This is a genomic window from Amycolatopsis sp. NPDC051128, from assembly GCF_040682715.1.
Taxonomy (GTDB): Bacteria; Actinomycetota; Actinomycetes; order Mycobacteriales; family Pseudonocardiaceae; genus Amycolatopsis.
The window spans coordinates 94,282-114,782 of the sequence record NZ_JBFBBN010000019.1 but is presented as its reverse complement, the minus strand read 5'-3'; the positions used below and the strand labels follow the sequence as shown (position 1 = coordinate 114,782).

24 protein-coding genes are annotated in these 20,501 nt (G+C 72.4%); 13 read left to right on the top strand and 11 right to left on the bottom strand.

From position 1 onward, the window contains the following. Positions 1-25: 25 nt before the first annotated feature. Positions 26-835 (bottom strand): GGDEF domain-containing protein, encoded by an 810-nt coding sequence (locus tag AB0M82_RS21100; RefSeq protein ID WP_364724172.1) that lies wholly within the window; start codon positions 833-835, stop codon positions 26-28. A gap of 285 nt (positions 836-1,120) precedes the next feature. On the opposite strand from AB0M82_RS21100, the gene AB0M82_RS21095 reads away from it, so the two are divergent. From AB0M82_RS21095 to AB0M82_RS21060, 8 genes are all read left to right on the top strand, one after another. After that, positions 1,121-3,298, top strand: coding sequence for a sigma-70 family RNA polymerase sigma factor (locus AB0M82_RS21095; RefSeq protein WP_364724170.1), 2,178 nt, complete (start codon positions 1,121-1,123; stop codon positions 3,296-3,298). Continuing rightward, positions 3,283-3,696 carry a GtrA family protein gene (locus tag AB0M82_RS21090; RefSeq protein WP_364724167.1) on the top strand — a complete coding sequence of 138 codons (414 nt, stop codon included), beginning with the start codon at positions 3,283-3,285 and terminating at the stop codon, positions 3,694-3,696. The genes AB0M82_RS21095 and AB0M82_RS21090 overlap by 16 nt, the downstream gene beginning before the upstream one ends. A 37-nt stretch (positions 3,697-3,733) precedes the next feature. Next, a complete protein-coding gene (locus AB0M82_RS21085; RefSeq protein ID WP_364724165.1) occupies positions 3,734-4,261 on the top strand; it encodes a GtrA family protein in 528 nt (175 codons plus the stop codon). Between the two features lie 227 nt (positions 4,262-4,488). Beyond that, positions 4,489-5,796 carry an MFS transporter gene (locus AB0M82_RS21080; protein ID WP_364724162.1) on the top strand — a complete coding sequence of 436 codons (1,308 nt, stop codon included), beginning with the start codon at positions 4,489-4,491 and terminating at the stop codon, positions 5,794-5,796. Positions 5,797-5,813: 17 nt separating this feature from the next. After that, entirely contained in the window at positions 5,814-6,668 is an 855-nt protein-coding gene (locus AB0M82_RS21075; protein ID WP_364724160.1) for an NAD(P)H-binding protein, read from the top strand. Between the two features lie 18 nt (positions 6,669-6,686). Continuing rightward, entirely contained in the window at positions 6,687-7,325 is a 639-nt protein-coding gene (locus tag AB0M82_RS21070; protein WP_364724158.1) for a response regulator transcription factor, read from the top strand. A 121-nt stretch (positions 7,326-7,446) separates the two neighbouring features. Next, the gene (locus tag AB0M82_RS21065; protein ID WP_364724254.1) at positions 7,447-8,079 is read left to right on the top strand and encodes a response regulator transcription factor; all 633 of its coding nucleotides are present in this window, start codon (positions 7,447-7,449) and stop codon (positions 8,077-8,079) included. 3 nt (positions 8,080-8,082) lie between these two features. Further along, a complete protein-coding gene (locus tag AB0M82_RS21060; RefSeq protein WP_364724156.1) occupies positions 8,083-8,505 on the top strand; it encodes a Pvc16 family protein in 423 nt (140 codons plus the stop codon). Here the strand turns inward: AB0M82_RS21060 and AB0M82_RS21055 are convergent. Next, a complete protein-coding gene (locus tag AB0M82_RS21055) occupies positions 8,502-9,785 on the bottom strand; it encodes an ATP-binding protein (RefSeq protein WP_364724155.1) in 1,284 nt (427 codons plus the stop codon). The genes AB0M82_RS21060 and AB0M82_RS21055 overlap by 4 nt on opposite strands. Before the next feature lie 3 nt (positions 9,786-9,788). Next, complete coding sequence (locus AB0M82_RS21050) at positions 9,789-10,484, bottom strand: response regulator transcription factor (protein ID WP_364724251.1); 696 nt, start codon at positions 10,482-10,484, stop codon at positions 9,789-9,791. A gap of 42 nt (positions 10,485-10,526) precedes the next feature. Between AB0M82_RS21050 and hisN the strand changes: the two genes are divergently transcribed. Next, positions 10,527-11,312 (top strand): histidinol-phosphatase, encoded by a 786-nt coding sequence (gene hisN / locus AB0M82_RS21045; protein ID WP_364724154.1) that lies wholly within the window; start codon positions 10,527-10,529, stop codon positions 11,310-11,312. Positions 11,313-11,409: 97 nt separating this feature from the next. Here the strand turns inward: hisN and AB0M82_RS21040 are convergent, their stop codons facing one another. From AB0M82_RS21040 to AB0M82_RS21020, 5 genes are all read right to left on the bottom strand, one after another. Then, positions 11,410-11,670, bottom strand: coding sequence for a hypothetical protein (locus AB0M82_RS21040; protein WP_003105220.1), 261 nt, complete (start codon positions 11,668-11,670; stop codon positions 11,410-11,412). Continuing rightward, the gene (locus tag AB0M82_RS21035; RefSeq protein ID WP_364724152.1) at positions 11,670-12,593 is read right to left on the bottom strand and encodes a TNT domain-containing protein; all 924 of its coding nucleotides are present in this window, start codon (positions 12,591-12,593) and stop codon (positions 11,670-11,672) included. The genes AB0M82_RS21040 and AB0M82_RS21035 overlap by 1 nt, the downstream gene beginning before the upstream one ends. Positions 12,594-12,695: 102 nt before the next feature. Next, complete coding sequence (locus AB0M82_RS21030; RefSeq protein WP_364724151.1) at positions 12,696-13,625, bottom strand: hydroxymethylglutaryl-CoA lyase; 930 nt, start codon at positions 13,623-13,625, stop codon at positions 12,696-12,698. Beyond that, positions 13,625-14,227: a PH domain-containing protein gene (locus AB0M82_RS21025; protein ID WP_364724149.1), complete on the bottom strand. Its 603-nt coding sequence runs from the start codon at positions 14,225-14,227 to the stop codon at positions 13,625-13,627. Before AB0M82_RS21025 ends, AB0M82_RS21030 begins: the two co-directional genes overlap by 1 nt. A gap of 86 nt (positions 14,228-14,313) precedes the next feature. Further along, a complete protein-coding gene (locus AB0M82_RS21020) occupies positions 14,314-15,114 on the bottom strand; it encodes a biotin--[acetyl-CoA-carboxylase] ligase (protein WP_364724147.1) in 801 nt (266 codons plus the stop codon). Positions 15,115-15,195: 81 nt separating this feature from the next. Here AB0M82_RS21020 and AB0M82_RS21015 point away from each other — a divergent pair, with 81 nt between their 5' ends. Beyond that, a complete protein-coding gene (locus AB0M82_RS21015; RefSeq protein ID WP_364724146.1) occupies positions 15,196-16,227 on the top strand; it encodes a C40 family peptidase in 1,032 nt (343 codons plus the stop codon). Positions 16,228-16,267: 40 nt separating this feature from the next. Here the strand turns inward: AB0M82_RS21015 and AB0M82_RS21010 are convergent, their stop codons facing one another. Then, positions 16,268-16,696: an SRPBCC family protein gene (locus tag AB0M82_RS21010; protein WP_364724144.1), complete on the bottom strand. Its 429-nt coding sequence runs from the start codon at positions 16,694-16,696 to the stop codon at positions 16,268-16,270. A gap of 118 nt (positions 16,697-16,814) precedes the next feature. Between AB0M82_RS21010 and AB0M82_RS21005 the strand changes: the two genes are divergently transcribed. Continuing rightward, a complete protein-coding gene (locus AB0M82_RS21005) occupies positions 16,815-17,621 on the top strand; it encodes a helix-turn-helix domain-containing protein (RefSeq protein WP_364724143.1) in 807 nt (268 codons plus the stop codon). A gap of 220 nt (positions 17,622-17,841) precedes the next feature. On the opposite strand, the gene AB0M82_RS21000 is transcribed toward AB0M82_RS21005, so the two are convergent. Together AB0M82_RS21000 and AB0M82_RS20995 are read right to left on the bottom strand one after the other, a co-directional pair. Further along, positions 17,842-18,498, bottom strand: coding sequence for a response regulator transcription factor (locus AB0M82_RS21000; protein ID WP_364724141.1), 657 nt, complete (start codon positions 18,496-18,498; stop codon positions 17,842-17,844). Beyond that, complete coding sequence (locus AB0M82_RS20995; protein ID WP_364724140.1) at positions 18,495-19,607, bottom strand: histidine kinase; 1,113 nt, start codon at positions 19,605-19,607, stop codon at positions 18,495-18,497. Before AB0M82_RS20995 ends, AB0M82_RS21000 begins: the two co-directional genes overlap by 4 nt. A 187-nt stretch (positions 19,608-19,794) precedes the next feature. Here AB0M82_RS20995 and AB0M82_RS20990 point away from each other — a divergent pair, with 187 nt between their 5' ends. Together AB0M82_RS20990 and AB0M82_RS20985 are read left to right on the top strand one after the other, a co-directional pair. Continuing rightward, positions 19,795-20,121, top strand: coding sequence for a DUF6223 family protein (locus AB0M82_RS20990; RefSeq protein ID WP_364724138.1), 327 nt, complete (start codon positions 19,795-19,797; stop codon positions 20,119-20,121). Between the two features lie 10 nt (positions 20,122-20,131). Beyond that, positions 20,132-20,470 carry a VOC family protein gene (locus tag AB0M82_RS20985; RefSeq protein WP_364724136.1) on the top strand — a complete coding sequence of 113 codons (339 nt, stop codon included), beginning with the start codon at positions 20,132-20,134 and terminating at the stop codon, positions 20,468-20,470. Positions 20,471-20,501: the final 31 nt, after the last annotated feature.

Here is a 20,501-nt window from a genome sequence, read left to right as displayed (position 1 = left end):
CGCCGGAACCGGACTTTTCACGCGTTCACCCCCGCGCGAGGTGGGCCAGCAGGTCGCACGCCAGTTCGTGGGTGGCGGGCAGCCGCACGGCGGAGACGCGGGGCCGGCCGACGTCCGCGAGCTGGGCGTCGACCGACAGCCGCTCGTGCAACGCCCTTCGCAGCGCGACGCCGTGCGAAGCGACGGTCTCGTCCTTCGGGACCAGGGCGGCGACGACGGACGGCCCGAGCGAAGCGACGCTCTGCCCGCTGTCGAACACCGCCCGCATCGCGTCCGCGACCAGGATCATCCCGGTCAGCCGCGGGAACCCGGCGACGGCGCTGAGGTCGAGCGCGACGACCAGCAGCACGTGGTCCTCCGCGGCCGGCCGCTCGCGTGCGACGGCGGCGCGGTAGACCTCCACGAGCCGCGTGCGCAGGTAGGCGGCCGAGGGCAGGCCGGTCAGCGAGTCGGTGACCTCGGTGTGGACGAGCTGGTCGGTGGCGGCGTCGGCCCAGGCCAATGCGGTGGTCCGGAGCACCCGCGCGGGTGTGGCGTCGACGTCCGGCGAGACGAAGCCGTCGCCGCCGTGGCCGAGCACCGCGTGCAGCGCGGCGAGGTCGGTGAGAGTTTCCGCGAGCCCCGCGCCGGCCGCCGCCCGCGCCCTGGCCAGCCCGGCCAGCGCGGTTTCGGCCGCCTCGACGCGGCCCTTGGCCAGCACCGCGACGCAGACGGCGTCGACCTCGGGCAGTGCCCAGTCGCTCGGGAAACGCCAGCCGGCGGCCAGGCTGGCCGTGCGCCAGCGGGCCCGCAGGGCACGCAGGGCGCGGTCGCGCTCGGCCTCGGCGGGGCGCATACCGGTAGCCGGAACGTCCACTGGCCGCCCGCCCCTTCCGGTCTGTGTCGATCTTGTCTGACGCTTCACGGTGAAGACGTGCCCCGGCGGACGCCGTGACGCGTATTGGCGAGTTTGTTGCGGAGCTTTCCGCCGCGCCCCGTCGAGGCCGGGTGATTTTGCTCCGCCGTCGGAGTCACCGGACCAGCAACGACGTGACCACCGCGGGTGGGTCAGTCACACTTGTCTCGCATCCCGGACCCACCCGTAACAGCAGGTCCTGGCCTTAGCCGACCGAGGAGTGCCGTGTCCACCATTCCCGCCGATCTCAGCGGAAAGTGTGACGCCGAGCTGATCGCCGAGGTCCGCGCCGGGAAGATCGCTTCGTACGGGACGCTCTACGAACGCCACATCGGTGCGGCGCGCAATCTCGCCCGTCAGCTGGCCCGCTCGAGCTCCGAGGCCGACGATCTGGTGTCCGAAGCGTTCGCCAAGGTGCTCGACACGCTGCGTGGCGGCAAGGGACCGGACACAGCGTTTCGCGCGTATCTGCTGACCGCTCTGCGTCACACCGCGTACGACCGCACCCGCAAGGAACGCCGGGTCGACCTCAACGAGGACATGACCGACGTCGGCGGCGCCGCGGCCGAGGCGCTGACCGTGCCGTTCTCCGACACCGCCGTCGCCGGGCTCGAGCGGACGATGGCGGCGAAGGCGTTCGCCCGGCTGCCCGAACGCTGGCAGGCGGTGCTCTGGCACACCGAGATCGAGCAGCAGAACCCGGCCGAGGTCGCGCCGCTGCTCGGGCTGACCGCGAACGGCGTCTCCGCGCTCGCCTACCGCGCCCGCGAAGGGCTGCGCCAGGCGTATCTGCAGGTCCACCTGCAGGAGAAGGCCGAAGAACGCTGCCGCGCGTGCGCCGAGCGGCTCGGCGCGTGGACGCGCGACGGACTGTCCAAGCGCGAACGCGCCCAGGTCGAGAACCACCTCGACGAGTGCGAGGGCTGCCGGGCACTGGCCGCGGAGCTCGCCGACGTCAACGGCGGGCTGCGCGCGGTCATCGCCCCGATCGTCCTCGGCGGCGCGGCGCTCGGCTACCTCGCCACCATCGGCGCCGCGAAGGCGAGCGCGACCACCGCTGCCACCGCGGGTGCGGCCGCCGCCGGTGCCGCGGGCAAGGCCGGCGCGGCCGCGGGAGCCGCCGCCGCGCGCCGCCGCCAGTTCGCCGGAGTCGCCGCTTCGGGGACGGCGGTCGTCGCGGCCGTCATCATCGCCCTCACCACCGGCGGCGGGACGCAGGACATCCCCGTCGCGGCCCAGGTGCCGCCGCCGGCCGTCCAGCCGGTCGAGCCACCGGCCGTCCAGCCGGTCGAGCCACCGGCCGTCCAGCCGGTCGAGCCACCGGCCGTCCAACCGGCCGAGCCACCGGTCGAGCAGCCGGTCGAGCCGCCGGCCGTGCAACCGGTCGAGCCCCCGGCCCCGAAGCCCCAGCCGCCGGTCCCGCCCGCCCCGCAGCCACCAGCCGCACCCGCGGCTCCGCCCGTCGGACCCGCCCCGCCGCCCGTCGAGCCCCCCGCGCCGGCCCCACCGCCCGCGCCCGCCCCGCCTGTTCCGGCACCGCCGTCGATGTCCGCGACGGCCCCACCGGGCGGCGTCGAGCTGAGCCCCGGCACCGCGCAGAACCTGCCGATCACCGTGCGCAACGACGGCGGCAGCCTGTCCGAGCCGGTGGCCGTCGCGCTGAACCTGCCGCGGGGCGTGCGCGCGGTCGACGCGGCCGGTGGCGGCGCGCCGATGGCGTTCGCCCAGGCCGGCTCGCCGATTTCGGTGAACTGCCCGGGCGGCGACGGCACGGTGACGTGCCGGACCGGCGCCGGCCTGCGGCCCGGCCAGAGCGCCACGCTGAACTTCCGGCTCCGGGCCGACGAGGACGCCGAAGGTGGCACGGTCACCGGCGCGGTCACCGCCGGCGTGCGGATCACCGTCACGGTGACCGTCAAGGTCACCGTGAAACAGCTGCCGGGCGCGGTGGTCCTGGAAGCACAGGGCGACAGGTTTTCGGCGTTCCCGTGGACCCGCGACCCGCTGGTCCACGTGCGCGTCCGCAACACCGGCGCGACGACCAAGCCGGTCACGGTCACCTTCGACCACCCGCTGCGGCAGTGGTGGAGCCTGCGCGGCTTCGCCTGCGCGCCGGCCGGTCAAGGGGCGAACTGCACGACGAAGAGCGCACTGGCCCCCGGCCGGCACGTCAACCTGTGGGTGCGGCTGAAGGGCAGGCCCGAAGACGGACGCGTGACGATCACCGCGCAGCTCGGCAAGGCGTCGGCCACCCCGGTGATCGTGGACTTCGGCTGCCGGCACCGCTGGTGCGGCCAGGACCCGCCGCCGCCGACGGTGCCGTCCACCACGCCGCACCGTCACCCTCGAAAAGGCTTTCGGCCGGCTGACCGGGTAGCGTCCGCGCGGTGCGCGAGCTGCTGAAGAAGCATCGTGAGCTCCTCCGCTTCGCCGTCGTGGGCGGGATCAGCTTCGTGATCACGATGTCGCTCGACTACGGCTTGAAGTTCACCGTGCTGCGAACCCACCCGGTGACGGCGCTGATCGTCGGTGTCCTGGTCGCGACGATCTTCTCCTACGTCGCGGCGCTGCCTCAGTGGGTTTCGCGGTACGTGCTGGACCTGCAGGCGCCGCGGCTGTCGCCGTTCGGCGTCGAGGTGGCCGACTTCGTCAGCGGCATCGTCATCGGCACGCTGCTGGGCACGGCGTTCCGCTGGTGGGCGTTCAAGAAATGGGTCTTTCCGGCCGAGACCGCCCAGCCGGGCGTGGTGCCCGCCGAGGCCGCGGATGATCCGGACATTCACGGCAGCAAGGCCGCCTGACCACCAGTAAACGCCGTGTGCTTCTAGACTGCACGGCGTGACCGTTGTGGAAACCGTGCTCAAGCGCACGCCGGAACCACTGCGTTCGGTGCTGATCAAGCACCGGGAGCTGCTGAAGTTCGCGATCGTCGGCGGCACGACGTTCTTCGTCGACAACGGGGTCTGGTACCTGCTCAAGCTGACGGTGCTGGAGCCGAAGCCGACCACCGCCAAGGCCATCGCGATCATCGTGGCGACGATCGTGTCCTACATCCTCAACCGCGAGTGGTCGTTCCGCACCCGCGGCGGCCGCGAACGCCACCACGAGGCGGCGCTGTTCTTCGTGATCAGCGGGATCGCGGTCGTGGTGAACCTGATCCCGCTGTACGTCTCGCGGTACGTCCTCGACCTCGAGGTCCCGCACGTGACGCGGCTGGTGCAGGAGGTCGCGGACTTCGCGAGCGGGTCGATCATCGGCATGCTGCTGGCGATGTTCTTCCGCTTCTGGGGCTTCAAGAAGTGGGTCTTCCCGGACGAGCTGGGCGAGCGGCGGCGGGACAACGACCAGATCACCCGCCTGCACTGAGAAAAGTACTTGTCTTCTGACATGTAGTTGTCTACAGTCATCTCGTCAGTGTTCCTTCGTGAGGACGCCGTCCGGGTTCGGCCGGGCGAGCGGGACGATTCGAGGTGGTTTCCGAGCGCGAAGAGGTCGCACCCGTCCGCGGGTGACGATGGAGCCTTTTCCCGACTCGACGGGACGCGTGTTCACGCGCGTCCGCATCTCTCGTCCCTTCTTCACGAGGACTTTCCTTGACCACAATCGCGCCTTCGCGCGCCAAAACGGCCGTGCTCGGCCTGTTCCTTTCCGTCTTCCTCGCGATGCTCGACGCCCAGGTCGTCGCCACCGCACTGCCGCGGATCGCCGCCGAGTTCGGCGGGACCGGGGCCTACGCCTGGGTCACCACCGCCTACCTGCTCGCCGGAAGTGTCACCGCGCCGCTCTACGGCAAGCTCGGTGACGTCTTCGGCCGCAAACGCGTGCTCCTGGGCGCGCTCGCCCTGTTCCTGCTCGGTTCGCTCGCCTGCGGCCTCGCGCCGTCGGCCGCGTTGCTGATCGCCGGACGGGTGCTGCAGGGCGCCGGCTCCGGCGGCCTCTTCGTCTCCGTCGGCGCTTCGCTCGGCGAAATGTTCACGCCTCGCGAAGGCGCGAAGTATTTCGGGTGGTTCTCGGTCTGCTTCGCCGTCGCGTCGCTCGCCGGTCCGGCCGTCGGCGGCCTCCTGACCGGCCTCGCCGGGTGGCGGTCGATCTTCCTGGTCAACCTGCCGCTCGGGCTGGTCGCGGTGGCGCTGCTCGGCTCCCTCGACCTGCCGCGACGACGTCGTGCAGCACCGTTCGACTTCGCCGGCGTCGTGCTGCTCGGTGTGGCGATCACCGGGTTCACGCTGCTCACGCCGTGGTCGATCGGCCTCGGCGCGGCAGCGGCCGTCGCCTTCGTCCTGGTCGAACGAAAGGCCACCGCGCCGGTGCTGCCGCTACGCCTGTTCCGCGACCGGACGTTCACCGTGGCCGTCCTGCTCAGCGTGCCCGCCGGGTTCGCGTTCCTCGGCTCGGTCAACTACATCGCGGTCTTCCTGCAGGCCGACGCCGGCCCGGCGGAAGGCGGGCTGCGGCTGGTGCCGATGACGCTCGCCGTGTCGGTTTCCTCCGTCGTCGCGAGCAAGGTCATCGCCCGCACCGGCGCCTATCGCTGGGCGCCGCGGCTGAGCATGGCGCTCGGCCTGCTCGCGATGCTCGGCATGACCGCGCTGGACGAGCACAGCCCACTCCCCGCCGTCCTCGGCTGTCTCGTCGTCTTCGGGCTCGCGGCCGGGCTGAACCTGCAGGTTCTCGCCATGGCCACGCAGAACACCGCGCCACCCGCGGACCGCGGCGTGGTCGCCGCCGGCGTCAACCTCGCCCGCGCGCTCGGCTCGGCACTCGGCCCGGTCGCGCTCGGCGCCGTGTACACCGCCGGTTCCGGCACGCACGGCGTGTTCCTCACCCTGCTGCCCGTGCTCGCGCTCGCCCTCGTCCTGGCGTTCGCGCTCCCGCACGTGCCGCTCCGCAACCACCACTGAACCCCAGGAGAACCACGATGATCTTCGTCATCGGCGCCACCGGCAAGGTCGGCCGCGCCCTCGTCCCCGCCCTGCTCGACGCCGGCGCCGCCGTCCGCGCCCTGACCCGTGACCCGGCGAAGGCCCGGATCGATCCGCGTGCCGAAGTCGTCCGAGGCGACCTCGGCACCGCGGACCTGCCCGCGCTGCTCGACGGCGCCGACCGCGTGTTCGTGTTGACCCAGGGCCACAACGCCGAACACGAAGCGGCGGTCGCGCGGGCGGCCGCCCGGACCGGCGTCACCCACCTGGTCAAGCTGTCCACCACGGGTGTCCACTTCGGACAGAGCGACGCGATCTCCAGCGCCCACGCCGAAGCCGAGCAGGCGATCCGCGAAGCCGGGCCGGCGTGGACGATCCTGCGGCCCGGCGCGTTCATGGACAACCGGTTCGCCTGGATCGGCTCGATCCGCGACGAGAACGCCGTGTACGTGCCCGACACCGATCCGCCGTCCGCGCTGATCCACGTCCGGGACATCGCTGAGGTCGCGGCCCTCGTGCTGACGACGTCCGGGCACGAAGGCGCCACCTACGAGCTCACCGGCGGCGAAGCCCTGACCACCGAGCAGCAGGTCGCCATCCTGTCCGAGGCGATCGGCCGTCCGCTGAAGTACGTCGAGGAAACCGAAAGCGCCGCGAAGGAACGTCTGATCCGGATGTACGGCTGGCCGGAGAAGGCCATCGACGGCCTCTTCGCCCTCAAGCGCGAGTCCGCCCCGCACGAACGCGTCGTCTTCGACACCGTCGAGCGGCTGCTCGGCAGGCCGCCGCTGACGTTCGCGACCTGGGCACGTGATAACGCGGCCACGTTCGCCTACCCTTACGGGGGGTGACGGCGGGGAGGAGACGGGATGAGTCCGCGTGTCCTGGTCGTGGATGACCACCCGCTCTTCCGTTTCGGCGTGTGCACGCTCCTGGCCGCCGAGCCCGGCATCGAGATCGTCGGCGAGGCGGCCGGCGGCGCCACCGCGATCGACGCCGCGGCGGCGTTGCGCCCGGACGTCGTGGTCATGGACCTGCACCTGCCCGACCTGTCCGGGATCCAGGCGACGCGGCACATCGTGACCGCGAGCCCGGACACCGGCGTGCTGATGCTGACGATGGCCGACGAGAGCGAGTCGGTCCTCGCGGCGATGCGCGCCGGTGCCCGGGGCTACCTGCTCAAGGACGCCGAGCCGGACGAGATCATCCGCGCCGTCCAGGCGGTCGCCCGGCGCGAGGCCATCTTCGGCCCGGACATCGCGAACCGCGTCCTCGGCTTCTTCAACCAGCCGGCCGGCGAGCCGGTGTTCCCCGAACTCACCGGACGCGAGCGCGAAGTCCTCGCCCTGATCGCGGCCGGGCGCAGCAACGGCGCCATCGCGAACACGCTGTGCCTGAGCCCCAAGACCGTGCGCAACCACATCTCGAACGTCTTCGCCAAGCTCCACGTCGCCGACCGTGCCGAGGCGATCGTCCGGGCCCGCGACGCCGGCCTCGGCCGGTCCTGACGGGCAGTCCGCCCGGGCAACATCGGGACGCCGGTCCCATGTGCCCGGGACACCTCGACGGGCACTGTGGTCACGGTGAAGGGGTGGAAACGCTCGCATCGTTCGAGGGGAATGGGTGACGATGTTCGAATCCGACCGGACGCCGGTGGTGGTCCGTGCCACCGATCCGATCCTGCACAACGGCGTCTGCATGACGCTGCGTTCGCGTGACGAAGTCCGGGTGGTGGACGGGGAACCCGCCGATGCCGCCGTGGTCGCGCTGCTGGTCACCGACCGGCTCGACGACACGATGACCGAGCTGCTGTCCGCGCTGCACCGCCAGGGCTTCACCCGCATCGTGCTGGTCGCGGGCGAGGTCGACGACAACGAGATCCTCAACGCCGTCGAGCACGGGGTCTGCGCGGTCGCTCGCCGCGCCGACGCCGGGCCGGAGGTTCTCGTCCGGCTGATCAAGGCCGCCGCGGCCGGGGAGGGCGCGCTGCCGCCCGACCTGCTCGGCCGGCTGCTGAACCGGGTTTCCCGCCTGCAGCGTCAGGTGCTCGAGCCACGCGGCCTGCACCTGGGCGGCATGAGCGACCGGGAGACCAAAGTGCTCCGGCTGGTCGCGTCGGGGTTTTCGACGCAGGAGATCGCCGATCAGCTGTGCTACTCGCAGCGCACGGTGAAGAGCATTCTGCACGACGTGACCAACCGGTTCCAGCTGCGCAACCGTTCGCACGCGGTCGCGTACGCCCTGCGTGAAGGGTTGATCTGACCCATGATCGCCCAGGTCGACGAGGCACTGTGCCGGTTGCTGCGCCCCTGCCTGCCGGCGGGGACGCAGATCCGTCTCGACCCGCCGAAACCGGCCTGGCAGACGGAGTCGCAGGTGCGCAGCGTGGAGCTGTTCCTCTTCGCGCTGCACGACGACGTCGAGGGAGAAGAGAGGGACGGGAAGCGCGCGGCCCGCTGCGCGCTTTCCTACCTGGTCACCGCGCGGGCCGGCGAGGTCCGCGAGGAACACGCTCTGCTCGACGCGGCGCTGCGCGCGGTGCTCGACGTCCAACGCCTGCCGGCGGAAGACTCACCGGTCCGGGTACGACTGGCCAAGACCGATCCGACGGGCCTGTGGACCAGCCTGGGCATGCCCGCGCGGGCCGGCTTCGTCCTGCTCGCCACGGCCGACGCCGAAGCCGGCTAGCGCGGCACACGTTCGGCGGGCCAGCGCACCTCGGGAACGTCGCTGGGCCGCGGCACCTTGAGGAACAGGCTGAACACGGCCGGGCGGCGGTTCGACAGCTCGAGCCTGCCGCCGTCGGCCTCGACCAGTGCCCTGGCCAGCGCCAGCCCGACGCCGGTGGAGCCGCCGCCGGAGAAGCCGCGTTCGAAGATGTGCGGGGCGAGCTCGTCGGGCACTCCCGGACCGGTGTCGCTGACCTCGACCACCACCGTGCCCTCGGCGTCGCCGCGGCGGGCGACCAGGTTGACCGTGCCCGCGCCGTGGCGCAGCGCGTTGTCCAGCAGCACCCCGATCACCTCGCGGAGCCGGCCGGGCGTGGCCCGCGCCATCAGCCCGTCGGCCACCCGCGTCCGCAGGTTGCGCCCCTCGGAGCGGAGCAGCTCCCGCCACTCCTGCGCCATCTCGGGCAGCTTCGTGGGCAGGTCCACCGGTTCGGCGCCGACCTCGCGGGCCGCGCGGGCCGCCGCCAGCAGCTCGTCGAGGGCCTCGGCGAGCCGGTCGGCCTGCTCCTGGGCGGCCTTCGACTCGTCGGCCACCTCGTCGTCCGGGTGCACGGTGAGCGGTTCCAACCGCAGCTGCAACGCCGTCAGCCGGCTGCGCAGCTGATGCGAGACGTCCCCGACGAGCTGGCGTTCCCGCTGCACGAGCTGGGCGAGCGCGGTACCGGACGCGTCCAGCGCCTCGGCGACCATGTCGAGCTCGCCGACGCCGTAGCGGCTCGGGTCGGGCCGGAAGTCGCCCCCACCGAGCCGGGCCGCGCGTTCGGCGACGTGCCGCAGCGGCTTCGCCAGCCGCCTCGCCGTCGCGATCGCCACCACCGCGCCGGTGCCGATCGACAGCAGCACCAACAGCACGACGACCAGCGTCACGGTCGTCTGCCGCTCGTGCATCGGGCCGGCCGGGACGGCGATCGCCACCTTGCCGTCGCGCGCCAGGTCGGCCGTCTCGGTGACGGTGTCGGCGCCGGGGTCGCTGCCGTAGCGCTTCTCCATCTGGCCGCTCGCCCGCACGGTCAGCAACCCGTTCGCCGGGACCGCGGCACGCACCTGGTCGAGGTCGATCTCCTGGCCGTTGGCGATTTCGGTGTCGAGGATCGCGGCCGCCGCGCGGGCGTTCTCGGCGAGGGTCTCGCGGTAGCTCGACTCGATCTGCCAGCTCGCCACGATGCCCAGCGGGATGCCGAGAACCGCCGCGGTGACGGCCACGGCGAGCAGGATGGCCAGCAGGATGCGGCGGCGCACGGCTTATTCGGCGTTGAAGCGGAAGCCGACGCCGCGGACGGTCGCGATCCGCCGTTCGCCGTCGTGGGTCTTGCTGGTCCGGCCGGCGGCCTCGTCGGCGGCGATGGAGAGCTTCCGGCGCAGCCACGACATGTGCATGTCCAGGGTCTTGGACGTCTTCGATTCGAGGTCGTTCCAGACCTCGGCGAGGATCTCGTCGCGGCTGACGACCTGCCCGGCCCGGCTCATCAGCACGCGCAGCAGCTCGAACTCCTTGTTCGCCAGCTGCACCTCGTGCAGGTCGACGGTGACCAGCCGGGCACCGAGGTCCATCCGCACCCCGCCGGCCTCCAGCACCTCGGGCACCCGGCGGCGCAGCAGCGCGCGGATCCGGGCCAGCAGCTCGGCGAGCCGGAACGGCTTGGCGACGTAGTCGTCGGCGCCCGCGTCCAGGCCGACGACGAAGTCGACCTCGTCGGTGCGGGCGGTGAGCATCAGGACGGGCAGTTCGGTGCCCTGCGCGCGAAGGCGGCGGCAGACCTCCAGGCCGTCCATCCCGGGCAGGCCGAGGTCCAGCACGAGCAGGTCGACGCGCTGGGCGGCGGTGGCGTCGAGCACCGAAGGGCCGTCGGTGACGACGTGGATCTCGTATCCCTCACGTTCGAGGGCGCGGGAGAGCGGTTCGGCGATAGCCGGATCGTCTTCGGCGAGTAGGACCATGCTCACCTGGCCAACTCTACGACTCCGAGGCGTGAAAACATCGTGACCGTGCCTGGCTACGAAGATGATCTGGCTCTCGCCACCCGGCTGGCCGACGCCGCCGACGCCATCACGACCGCGCGCTTTCGCGCACTGGACCTGGCGGTGGAGCGCAAACCCGACCGCACGCCGGTGACCGACGCGGACACCGCGGTGGAGGACGCCATCCGCGCGTCGCTGGCGGCCGAACGCCCCGGCGACGCGGTGCTCGGCGAGGAACGCGGCGGGTCGGCCGCGACCGGCCGGGCGTGGGTGCTCGACCCGATCGACGGGACCAAGAACTTCCTCCGCGGGGTACCCGTTTGGGCGACGCTCATCGCCTTGGTGTCCGACGGCGACCCGGTGGTCGGCGTGATCAGCGCCCCGCTGCTGGGCCGCCGCTGGTGGGCGGCGGCGGGTTCGGGCGCGTTCTCCCGCGATTCGGGCGGGACGCGACAGCTGTCGGTTTCCGGTGTTTCCTCCCTTTCGGACGCTTATCTGTCCACTACGGACCTGAACTCGTGGACGGAGTACCACTCACGCGAGAAGTACCTGGATCTGGTGAACGCGTGCTGGGAGTCCCGCGCGTTCGGCGACTTCTGGCACCACGTGCTGGTGGCCGAGGGCGCCTTGGACGTCGCGGCCGAGTGCATCGTCAACCCGTGGGACGTCGCGGCGGCGCAGGTGATCGTCACCGAGGCCGGGGGACGGTTCAGCGACCTCGACGGCGTCGAGCGATACGACAACGGGAGCGCGTTGTCGACGAACGGCCGGCTGCACGACGAAGCCTTGGAAATCCTCAAGCGGTAACCGGGATTGTCCTATGTGGACTTCGACGCCCTGAAGAAGAAAGCCGTGAATGTCGCATTGAGAGACTCTAAGTCCCTCAATGCGACATTCACGGCTTTCAGGAACCGGGCAGCAGGCCGACGGCGCCGCGGGCGACCTGCGCCCAGGCCAGCCGGCCGAAGAGGTAGTGGCACGCCACCTGCTCGCTGGTGAACCGCGCCCAGTCGTAGCGGTTGCCCTGCTCGCGCCAGAACACCTCCCACGCCTCGTCCTCGCCCTGCATCAGGCACCAGGCGTTGTCGACCTCGGCGCCCAGCGAGACGACCTCCGGCGGCACGCCCAGCACGCCGAGCCAGCGCTGGATCGACTGGGTGTTCATCAGTCCTCTTCCCCCTTGGCCTCGGCGAGATAGCCGAGAGTGACGAGCTCGTCCGCCCCCAGCAGCGCACGGTACCGCGTGCCGCCGCCGACCTGGCCGAACCAGTTCGCGGTCTCGGACCGCCACATCGGCACCGCGCGCACCACGACGTACCGGCGGTACTCGGCGTCCAGCATCCCCGGCGGCAGCGAGCGTTCCGCGAAGGGCGTGCCGTCGGCGAAGAACACCCGCCCGTAGGCCGGGCCGAAGCGGTCGAGCACGGTGTCGGCCGGCACCATCACCGGCTCGGCCGGGTCGAACCCCCCTTCGGGGAACTGCGCACCCGGCGGCCACGCGTATTCGGGCCCGAGTTCGCTGTGCCCGACGACGAACCGGCGGATCCACACGGCCTGCGTCGCCCGCGCGTACGGGACGTAGCCGTCGGTCAGGTGCGCCGGCACCGGGCGCGGCGGCGCGGTCGGCGAGCGGCGGAAGCCCGCGGTGACGTTGGTCAGCGCCTGGTCGTCGAAGATCAGCCGGGCGTCCGGGTGGTCGTTCGGGCCGAAGCCGTCCGGGTCGTCGGGCAGCGGCAGCTGCCGCGCCGGCTTGTCCATGGCGACCGGCAGGTGCCCGATCGGGAAGATGTGCACCAGGAACAGGGCGACGACGCTGTCCCGTTCGGTGCGCGGCGAACCCAGCGGCGGCAGCGGCGCGGGCGAGATCGGCGCAGGTGGGATCAGCGGGGGCGGGGGCGCCGGCGGAGCCGGGGGCAGCGGGAACGGCGGCAGCAGCGGTGACACCGCGTGCGGCCAGACGGCCGGGTCGCCCGAGGGCGGCGTCGGGACGTCTTCGGCGCCGCCGTACCCGGGCAGGCGTACCGGCCCGGTGTCGAGGTCGGCCTCGACCGGTTCGGAGCCCGCCTCGGAAGGCTCGGTCACACCCATCCTCCGGCTCGGTCGGTGCCCGCGGGCACAAGCTGTTCGACGCGGCCGCGGTGCTGCCGGTTCCCCTTGATACCGCACCCCGCTCGAGCCGGCGCACGGAGGTCAGCTCAACGCGGCGACCACGCGGGACGGGCTCGGGCGGCCGAGCTGTCCCGCCATCCACGCGCTGGCCGCCACCAGCGCGTCCAAGTCGACACCGTGCTCGACGCCCAGGCCGTCGAGCAGCCACACCAGGTCCTCGGTGGCCAGGTTCCCCGTGGCCGACTCGGCGTACGGGCAGCCGCCGAGCCCGCCCGCCGAAGAGTCCACAGTCGACACTCCACATCGGAGCGCCGCCAGCGTGTTCGCCAGAGCCTGACCGTAGGTGTCGTGGAAGTGCACGGCCAAAGTACCGACATCGCCGAACAGCCCGATCAGCGCTTCGACCTGCCCCGCGGTCGCGACGCCGATGGTGTCGCCCAGCGACAGCTGCGAACACCCCATGTCCAGCAGGCGGCGGCCGGCGTCGGCGACCTGCTTCGCCGGCACGACACCTTCCCAGGGGTCGCCGAAGCACATCGAAAGGTAGCCGCGGACGGCCAGGCCCGCCTCCCGGGCCCGCGTGACCACCGGCTCGAACATCGCGAACTGCTCGTCCAGCGACGAGTTGAGGTTCTTGCGCGCGAACGTCTCCGTCGCGCTGGCGAAGATCGCGATGTGCTCGACGCCGGCTTCGAGGGCCCGGTTCAGGCCCTTTTCGTTCGGCACCAGCACCGGGTACCGGACGCCTTCGCGGCGGTCCAGCCTGGCCAGCAGCTGCTCGGCGTCGGCCAGCTGAGGCACCCACTTGGGGTGCACGAAGCTGGTCGCCTCCAACGTCGTCAGCCCGGCGCCGGCCAGCCGGTCGAGGAACTCCAGCTTGACCTCGACCGGGACGATCGCCTTCTCGTTCTGCAGCCCGTCCCGCGGGCCGACCTCCCAGATCGTGACCCGGTCCGGCAGCTCGCCCGCCGAGGGGACCCGCTCCGGCAGGCCGAGTTCGCGCGTGCCCATCAGCGACGTCGGTCGCCGCGCGGCGACCGCCCGGACCGGGGCGGCAGCGGCTCGGTCCGCTGGGGCCCCTGGGGACCTTGGGTGTCTTGGGTGCCCGCCCGGTAGTCGTCGTACGGGTTGTCGTTGACCTCGCGGTAGATCACCGTGTGCACCTTTTCGACGTGCGGGATGTCCTCGAACCGCAGCGGCTCGTCGGAGGCCGACTCGATGATCAGCGTGCCGCAGCCGAACACCCGGTCCAGCAGGCCGTGCTCGAACTGGACGCTGTTGATCCGGCCCATCGGGATGTCGATGCCGGTGCGCTTCAGCACGCCCTCGCGGGCGATGAGCCGGTCGGTCGTCACGATGAAGTGGGTGGTGCGCCAGCGCACGAACGGCACCAGGAACAGCCACACCACCAGCACCAGAGCCACCACCCCGACGGCGATCAGCCCGACCGTGTTCCACGGCGAGCCGGCGTCCTTCGCCAGTATCGCGAGCCAGGTGCCCGCGCCGAGGGTGACCAGCAGCGCGAGCGTCGGGAAGATCAGCATCTTGAAGTGCGGGTGACTGTGCACCACGACGTGCTCTTGCTCGCTGAGCAACTCGTCCGGATAAGCCACGGCGGACGCTCCCAAGGTCGGTGCGGCGGTGTCGCCTCACCGTACCGGCGAGACGCCCGGCCGGTGCGGCCAACGCCCCGAAGAAATCAGGCGGGACGGACGTGCACGACGTCGCCCGCGAACACGGTGTGCCGCCGGCCGTCGGCCACGTCGACCTGCAGTTGCCCGGCGGCGTCGATGTCGGCCGCGCGGCCGGTCAGCGACGTCCCGTCCGGCAGCTGGACCTCGACGTCCTGGCCGAGGGTCGCGCAGTGGGCGCGGTAGTCGCCGAGCAGCCCCGCCTCGGTGAGGTCGCCGCCCGCGAGCCGCCAGCGCCGCTCCAGTTCGTCGAACTCGGTGAGCAGCGCCTCGGCGACGTCGGTGCGGTCGGTGTTCGTGGCCCCGTGCTCGGCGAGCGACGTCGCGGGCAGCCCGCCGGGCCCGGGCGGGACGTCGCCGAGCGGCAGGACGTTGAGCCCGATGCCGAGCACGATCGAGGTGTCGTCCCCCGCGACGGCCTCGGCGAGGATCCCGGCGCACTTGGCGCCGTCGACGAGGACGTCGTTGGGCCACTTGAGCACGGCGTCGACCCCGACGCCCGCCGCGGCCGCCCGGACGGCGAGCCCGGCGACCAAGGACAGCGAGCCGAGCGCCGAGAACGGCACGCCCGACGGCCGGAGCGCGACGCTCAGGTACAAGCCCGCGCCCTTCGGCGAGCTCCACGGCCGGGCCCGGCGCCCCACCCCCGCGGTCTGCTCCTCGGCGAGGAGAACGGTCCGGTCGGCGGCGCCTTCTTCGACCGCTTTCCGCAGGTCGGCGTTGGTGGAACCGGTCCGATCGACGACGTCGACCCGGGTGTAGCGATCTTTGAGCGCCGCACTCAGGCGGGCGGCGTCGATGTCGGCCATGTGTCCACCATATGGGAGCCGCCCTAACGTGCAAGACGTTCACTCGTTCACATACAGGTGCGCTCTTCTAAGTTGGAACCCGTGACGACCAAGCCGACTTCCTGGGCCCGCGGGGCGGCCCTGCGTGGTCTGGTCGCGCTGCCGCTCGTCGCGGGCCTGGTCGTGACGGGCTGGCTGCTCGCCGACCGGGAGCCGGAGCCCGCGCCGGTTCCGCCGCCCCTGCCGGCCGCCGAGGCGGCGTCGGGCCCGTCGGTCCTCGAAGTCAGCGCACCCGTGAAGGCGCAGGAGGCGGGTCAGGGCGCGTCCGGACAGGGCGGCAAGAGCCCGCTCCGGCAGTGGGCCGACCAGCTGGCCGGGCCCCTCGGCATCCCGGCGGACGCGCTGGTCGGCTACGCGAACGGCGAGCTGACGCTGCGGAGCGAGAAGCCGTCGTGCCACCTCTCGTGGGTCACCCTGGCCGGGGTCGGCTCGGCGGCGTCCGACCACGGCCGCGGCGGCGGGAACCTGCTCGGATTGCCGGCGGCCCAGGCCAAGAAGGCGCCGGACCCGGACTCGGCGTCGGTCGCGGCCGGCCGCGCGCTCTGCGCGAGCGGCACCGACCTGGGCGCCGGACCCGGCTGGTGGAAGGCGATCGCGGCCTACCACCAGGGCAGCGAGACCGAGCTGTTCCGCCAGCGCGTGCTCGGCATGGCGCAGCTGTACGCGACGCTCTCGCTCGACCCGGCGTCGGCCGGTTCGGCACGCGTCCGGGCCACCCGGTTCGCGCTCGGCCAGCTCGGCCTCCCGTACGTCTGGGGCGGCAACGGCCCGGACGCGGGCGCGGCCGGCTTCGACTGCTCGGGGCTGACGAAGGCGTCGTACGACAGCGCGGGCGTCGCCCTGCCGCGGACGGCGGACAGCCAGTTCCGCGCGATCCCGGCGGTCCCGCCGGCCCAGGAGCCGCGCCTGGGCGACCTGGTGTTCTACGGCAGCCCGGCGACCCGCATCCACCACGTCGGGATGTACCTCGGCAACGGACTGATGATCAACGCGCCGACCGAGGGCCAGGCGATCCAGATCCACACGTACCACTCGAAGGGCGACGACTACGCCGGTGCGGGCCGCCCGGCCTGACCAGGACCTGGTGCGGCTTCCGCGCGAGAAACCCGCGACGTCACACGCGCGATCCCCGCTGCGGATCGTGGGTGGCGTCAAGGGTCCGTTTGATGACCTCCAGGCCGTGCGCCATCGCCTCGGTCATCGGCGCGGCCAGTTCGTCGGGGAGTACGTCGCGGATCCACGCCAGCCGGCATCGCCGTTCGCCGTCGGCGACGACCTGCATGGAGGCGTTGTCGTGGTCCGGTCGAACGGTCCCGTCGACGACCGCGTAGACGATCCGGCGCGTGTCGTGGTCGACGCCGACACGTCGTTCCCGGACCACCGTGCCGTCGGCGAAGGTGACGGTCCGGCAGTCGGCCTCGACCTGGGTGTCCAGCACGAACCCCGGTGCCATCCGCGAGGGACCCGCGGCGAAGTCGCCGATCACCTCCCACACATCCTCGGCACTGGACTCGATCACGATTTCCTTGCGGATGGACGCCATGTCTCCTACCTGTGTTTCTCGGTGCTGCGTCAAAGGGTGAGCTGAGCCTGCCCCGAGCCCGCCCGCAGGTCTTGAAGATCCTTGCGGAACTGTCAGACCCTCCGCATAGCCTTCGAAGGTGCTCTCCTTCGTCGATCTCGCGACCCGGCCGGAGTTCACCGTCACGGCGGTGGACTGCCGAGACGACCACCGCGGCTGGTCGACCGAGCAGCCGCGGGAGGACGTGCGGCTCGTGTTCGTGCGCCACGGCGGGTTCCGCCGCCGGGTCCGCGGTGTCCGCACGGACCTCGACCACACCGTCGGCTACCTCGGAATGCCCGGCGAGGAGGAGCACTTCGCCCATCCCGCCGGCGGCGACAGGTGCACCTCGATCAGCCTGACACCCGCGCTCTGGCGCACCCTGGCCGGCGACACACCACTGCTGGACCGCTCGTCGCTGTATGTGGACGGCAGGCTCGACCTCGCCCACCGGCAGCTCCTGGCCGCCGCCCGCGCCGCCGACACCGACTACGCGGCAGCCGAGAGCCTGGTCCACCTGGTGGCCCCGGTCGTCCGGCAGGTCGTGGCCACGACCACCCCGGACAGCGACCGGGCACGCGCCGGTGACCGGGCACTGGTGGCCCAAGCCCGCGGCGTGATCGGTGACAGCCACCCCGCCGCGGCCGGCCTGATTCCACTCGCCACCCTGCTGGGTGTCTCGCCCTACCGGCTCAGCCGTGCCTTCACCCACGATCTGGGGGTATCGCTGACTCGGTATCGCAACCGCGTCCGCGTAGCCCACGCGCTGGACCGGCTGGAGGCAGGTGAACCCAGCCTCGCCGCCCTCGCCGCCGACCTCGGCTTCGCCGACCAGGCCCACCTGTGCCGAACCGTGCGCGAACATCTGGGACACACCCCGACCGCACTACGCGGACTGCTCGCCTGACACCACCAGAGAAACGGGAGTCACGACTCTCCGACGATGTCGGCGAAGGTGCTGATCAGCCGCTCGAATCGGCGGACCGCCGGGCGGTCCCCCTCGATGTCGATCTCCTGCTCCGGGCAAGCCGGGCCCTGCACATCACCTCCCTGCGACTACTGGCCGCCACCACCGCACGGACACGAGAAACCGGAACGGCGGTGACGAGCGGTGACCGTCCGCGGCTTCAGGAAGTGCGCGGCGCGGCCAACCCGGATTCGTAGGCGAGCACCACGAGCTGCGCGCGGTCGCGGGCGTGGAGCTTGACCATGGCCCGGTTGACGTGGGTCTTCGCGGTCAGCGGGCTGATCACCATCCGCGCGGCGATCTCGTCGTTGGACAGGCCCCGCGCGACCAGAGCGACGGCCTCGCGCTCGCGGTTGGTCAGTTCGGCCAGGCCCGCGCCCGGAGCCGGCGGCTGGGCGACGTACCGGTCGATCAGCTTGCGGGTGATCGACGGTGACAGCAGGGCGTCACCCCGCGCGGCGACGCGCACGGCGTGCAGGAAGTCCTCCGGCCGGATGTCCTTGACGAGGAACCCGGCCGCGCCGGCGCGCAGGGCTTCGAAGACGTATTCGTCCAGGCCGTAGTTGGTCAGGATGACGACGCGCACCGCGGCCAGTGCCGGGTCCGCGGCGATGCGCCGGGTCGCCTCGATGCCGTCGACGTCCGGCATCTGGACGTCGACCAGCGCGATGTCCGGCAGGTGTTCCCGCGCCAGCGCCACCGCCTCGCGGCCGTCGGCGGCTTCGGCGACCACCTCGATGTCGTCCTCGATGTCGAGGAGCGCGCGGAACCCGCTGCGGATGAGCGGCTGGTCGTCGGCCAGCAGGACGCGGATCATGCGGGGTGGTCCACGGGGAGTTCCGCCTGCACGCTGAAGCCGCCTTCGCTGCGCGGAGCCGCCTGGAGCCGGCCACCGAGGGCGGTGACGCGTTCACGCATTCCGAGCAGGCCGACGCCCGGCACCGGCGCGGTGTCCACAGTGGCCGTTCCGTCGTCGTCGACCCGGATGACCAGCGTGCCGGGCCGGTGGTCGATCCGGACCGACGCGGTGGCCGCGCCGGCGTGGCGGGTGACGTTGGTCAGCGACTCCTGGACGATCCGGTACGCGGTCCGCTCCACCGCGGCCGGCACGTCGTCGCGGCGGCCCTCGATCGTCAGCCGCGTGTCGAGGCCGGCGGTCCGGGCCCGGCGCACCAGGTCCGGGACGTCGTCGAGCCCGTGCGGCGGGTTCTTGTCGTCGTCGCGCAGCGCCTCCAGGGTCGCGCGCAGCTCCCGCGTCGCTTCCCGGCCGGCGTCCAGGATCGCCAGCAGGGCGTCCGGCACGTCCTCGCCCCGCTTGCGGGCCAGGTGGACGGCGACTTCGGCCTGCACCTTGATGACGGAGATCTGGTGGGTGAGCGAATCGTGCAGTTCCCGCGCGATGTGCAGCCGCTCCTCGTCGGCGCGCCGGCGCGCGGTCTCCTCGCGGGTGCGCTCGGCCTCGTCGGCCCGGCGCTCGGCCTGGCGCAGCGCCTCCCCCGCCGCACCGGCGGCGATCAGCCAGGCCAGCTGGAGGACGTCCCGGGACTGCGTGAAGGCCTCACCCACCGGCCAGTCGTGCCGGGAAGCCAGGATCGCCAACGGAACCGCGGCCAGCATGAGCACCGAGGTCACCACGGCGGCGATGCGGTGGCCCGCCCGCACCGCGGCGTACACGGCGAACAGGTAGGCGACGACGGGCACGGCGAAACCGACGGCCTGGTACCCCACCGCGCACGAGGCGGTCACCGCCAGCACGGCGACCGGAGCCCGGCGGCGCGCGGCCAGTGCCAGGCCCCCGGCCACGAGCAGTGCGTAGCCCAGCGCGTCGAGCCGCGTGGGCAGGTGGTCCCCGGACAGTCCCGCGACCAGCAGGGCCGCCGCCACCCCGACGGCGATCACGCCGTCCACGATCCGTCCGCGGCTCATCCCCGAACCCTAACCGGACGGCTCTCCGGTCGAATCCCACGTCAAGAGGATTCGCCGGCTACCACGGACGCAGTACTCCTGCGCCGTCCGCGGCAGCGGAAAGTGCCTGCTCCCGCACAACGACGGGAGCGGGCCCGGCGGACATGCTCGGAGACGTCCGGTCGAAATCGAACCGAGGGAGTACTTCATGGACGTCCATGACATCGCCGCCGTCAGTGCCTACACCTTCACCCCGGGGCGGATCTGGTCCGTGGCCGGGGCGCTGGTGGGGCTGGCCGGCGTGGTCGCCGGCGGGCTGGCACTGACCCGGGGGAGAGGGGCCGTCGTGGCCATGGTGGCGGGCCTGGCCGGCGCGGTCGCCGGCGGACTGGTCGTGGCCGCCGCCGAGGGCGGTCCCGGTACCGGCTACGGAATCGTCGGCGGGTACGCGGCGCTGGTGATCGGGCTCGTCGCCGTGGTGCTCGGCGGGCTGGCCGTGGCCCGCTCGCGCGGTTCTGTCGGTGGTCGCCGCTAGCTTCGGCGGCATGTACGAAATCGACTTCGTCGAGTTCCCGTCCGCGTCGGCAACGGCGTCCGGGCAGTTCTTCGAGCGCGCGTTCGGCTGGGCGGTGACCCCGTACGGCCCGGACTACACCGACGTCCGGACCACCGGGGTCACCTTGGGGTTCCAGGCGGACGCGGCCGAACAACCACGCGCACCCCTGGTCACCATCCGCACGGACGACCTGGTGGCGGCCCGCGGGGCGGTGACGGCGGCGGGCGGTGTGGTGACGACCGAGCCGTTCTCGTTCCCCGGTGGCCGGCGCTTCCACTTCCGCGAGCCCGGCGGGAGCGAGCTGGCGGTGTGGTGCCCGGAGGAGTAGCGCGACGTCCGGTTTCCGCCGGTGGCGCGCT

Coding starts and splice junctions, on each gene's coding strand:
- AB0M82_RS21100 (WP_364724172.1), bottom strand. CDS start 835: ATGCGCCCCGCCGAGGCCGAGCGCGACCGCGCCCTGCGTGCCCTGCGG.
- AB0M82_RS21075 (WP_364724160.1), top strand. CDS start 5,814: ATGATCTTCGTCATCGGCGCCACCGGCAAGGTCGGCCGCGCCCTCGTC.
- AB0M82_RS21070 (WP_364724158.1), top strand. CDS start 6,687: ATGAGTCCGCGTGTCCTGGTCGTGGATGACCACCCGCTCTTCCGTTTC.
- AB0M82_RS21065 (WP_364724254.1), top strand. CDS start 7,447: ATGTTCGAATCCGACCGGACGCCGGTGGTGGTCCGTGCCACCGATCCG.
- AB0M82_RS21060 (WP_364724156.1), top strand. CDS start 8,083: ATGATCGCCCAGGTCGACGAGGCACTGTGCCGGTTGCTGCGCCCCTGC.
- AB0M82_RS21050 (WP_364724251.1), bottom strand. CDS start 10,484: ATGGTCCTACTCGCCGAAGACGATCCGGCTATCGCCGAACCGCTCTCC.
- AB0M82_RS21040 (WP_003105220.1), bottom strand. CDS start 11,670: ATGAACACCCAGTCGATCCAGCGCTGGCTCGGCGTGCTGGGCGTGCCG.
- AB0M82_RS21035 (WP_364724152.1), bottom strand. CDS start 12,593: ATGGGTGTGACCGAGCCTTCCGAGGCGGGCTCCGAACCGGTCGAGGCC.
- AB0M82_RS21030 (WP_364724151.1), bottom strand. CDS start 13,625: ATGGGCACGCGCGAACTCGGCCTGCCGGAGCGGGTCCCCTCGGCGGGC.
- AB0M82_RS21020 (WP_364724147.1), bottom strand. CDS start 15,114: ATGGCCGACATCGACGCCGCCCGCCTGAGTGCGGCGCTCAAAGATCGC.
- AB0M82_RS21010 (WP_364724144.1), bottom strand. CDS start 16,696: ATGGCGTCCATCCGCAAGGAAATCGTGATCGAGTCCAGTGCCGAGGAT.
- AB0M82_RS21000 (WP_364724141.1), bottom strand. CDS start 18,498: ATGATCCGCGTCCTGCTGGCCGACGACCAGCCGCTCATCCGCAGCGGG.
- AB0M82_RS20995 (WP_364724140.1), bottom strand. CDS start 19,607: ATGAGCCGCGGACGGATCGTGGACGGCGTGATCGCCGTCGGGGTGGCG.
- AB0M82_RS20990 (WP_364724138.1), top strand. CDS start 19,795: ATGGACGTCCATGACATCGCCGCCGTCAGTGCCTACACCTTCACCCCG.
- AB0M82_RS20985 (WP_364724136.1), top strand. CDS start 20,132: ATGTACGAAATCGACTTCGTCGAGTTCCCGTCCGCGTCGGCAACGGCG.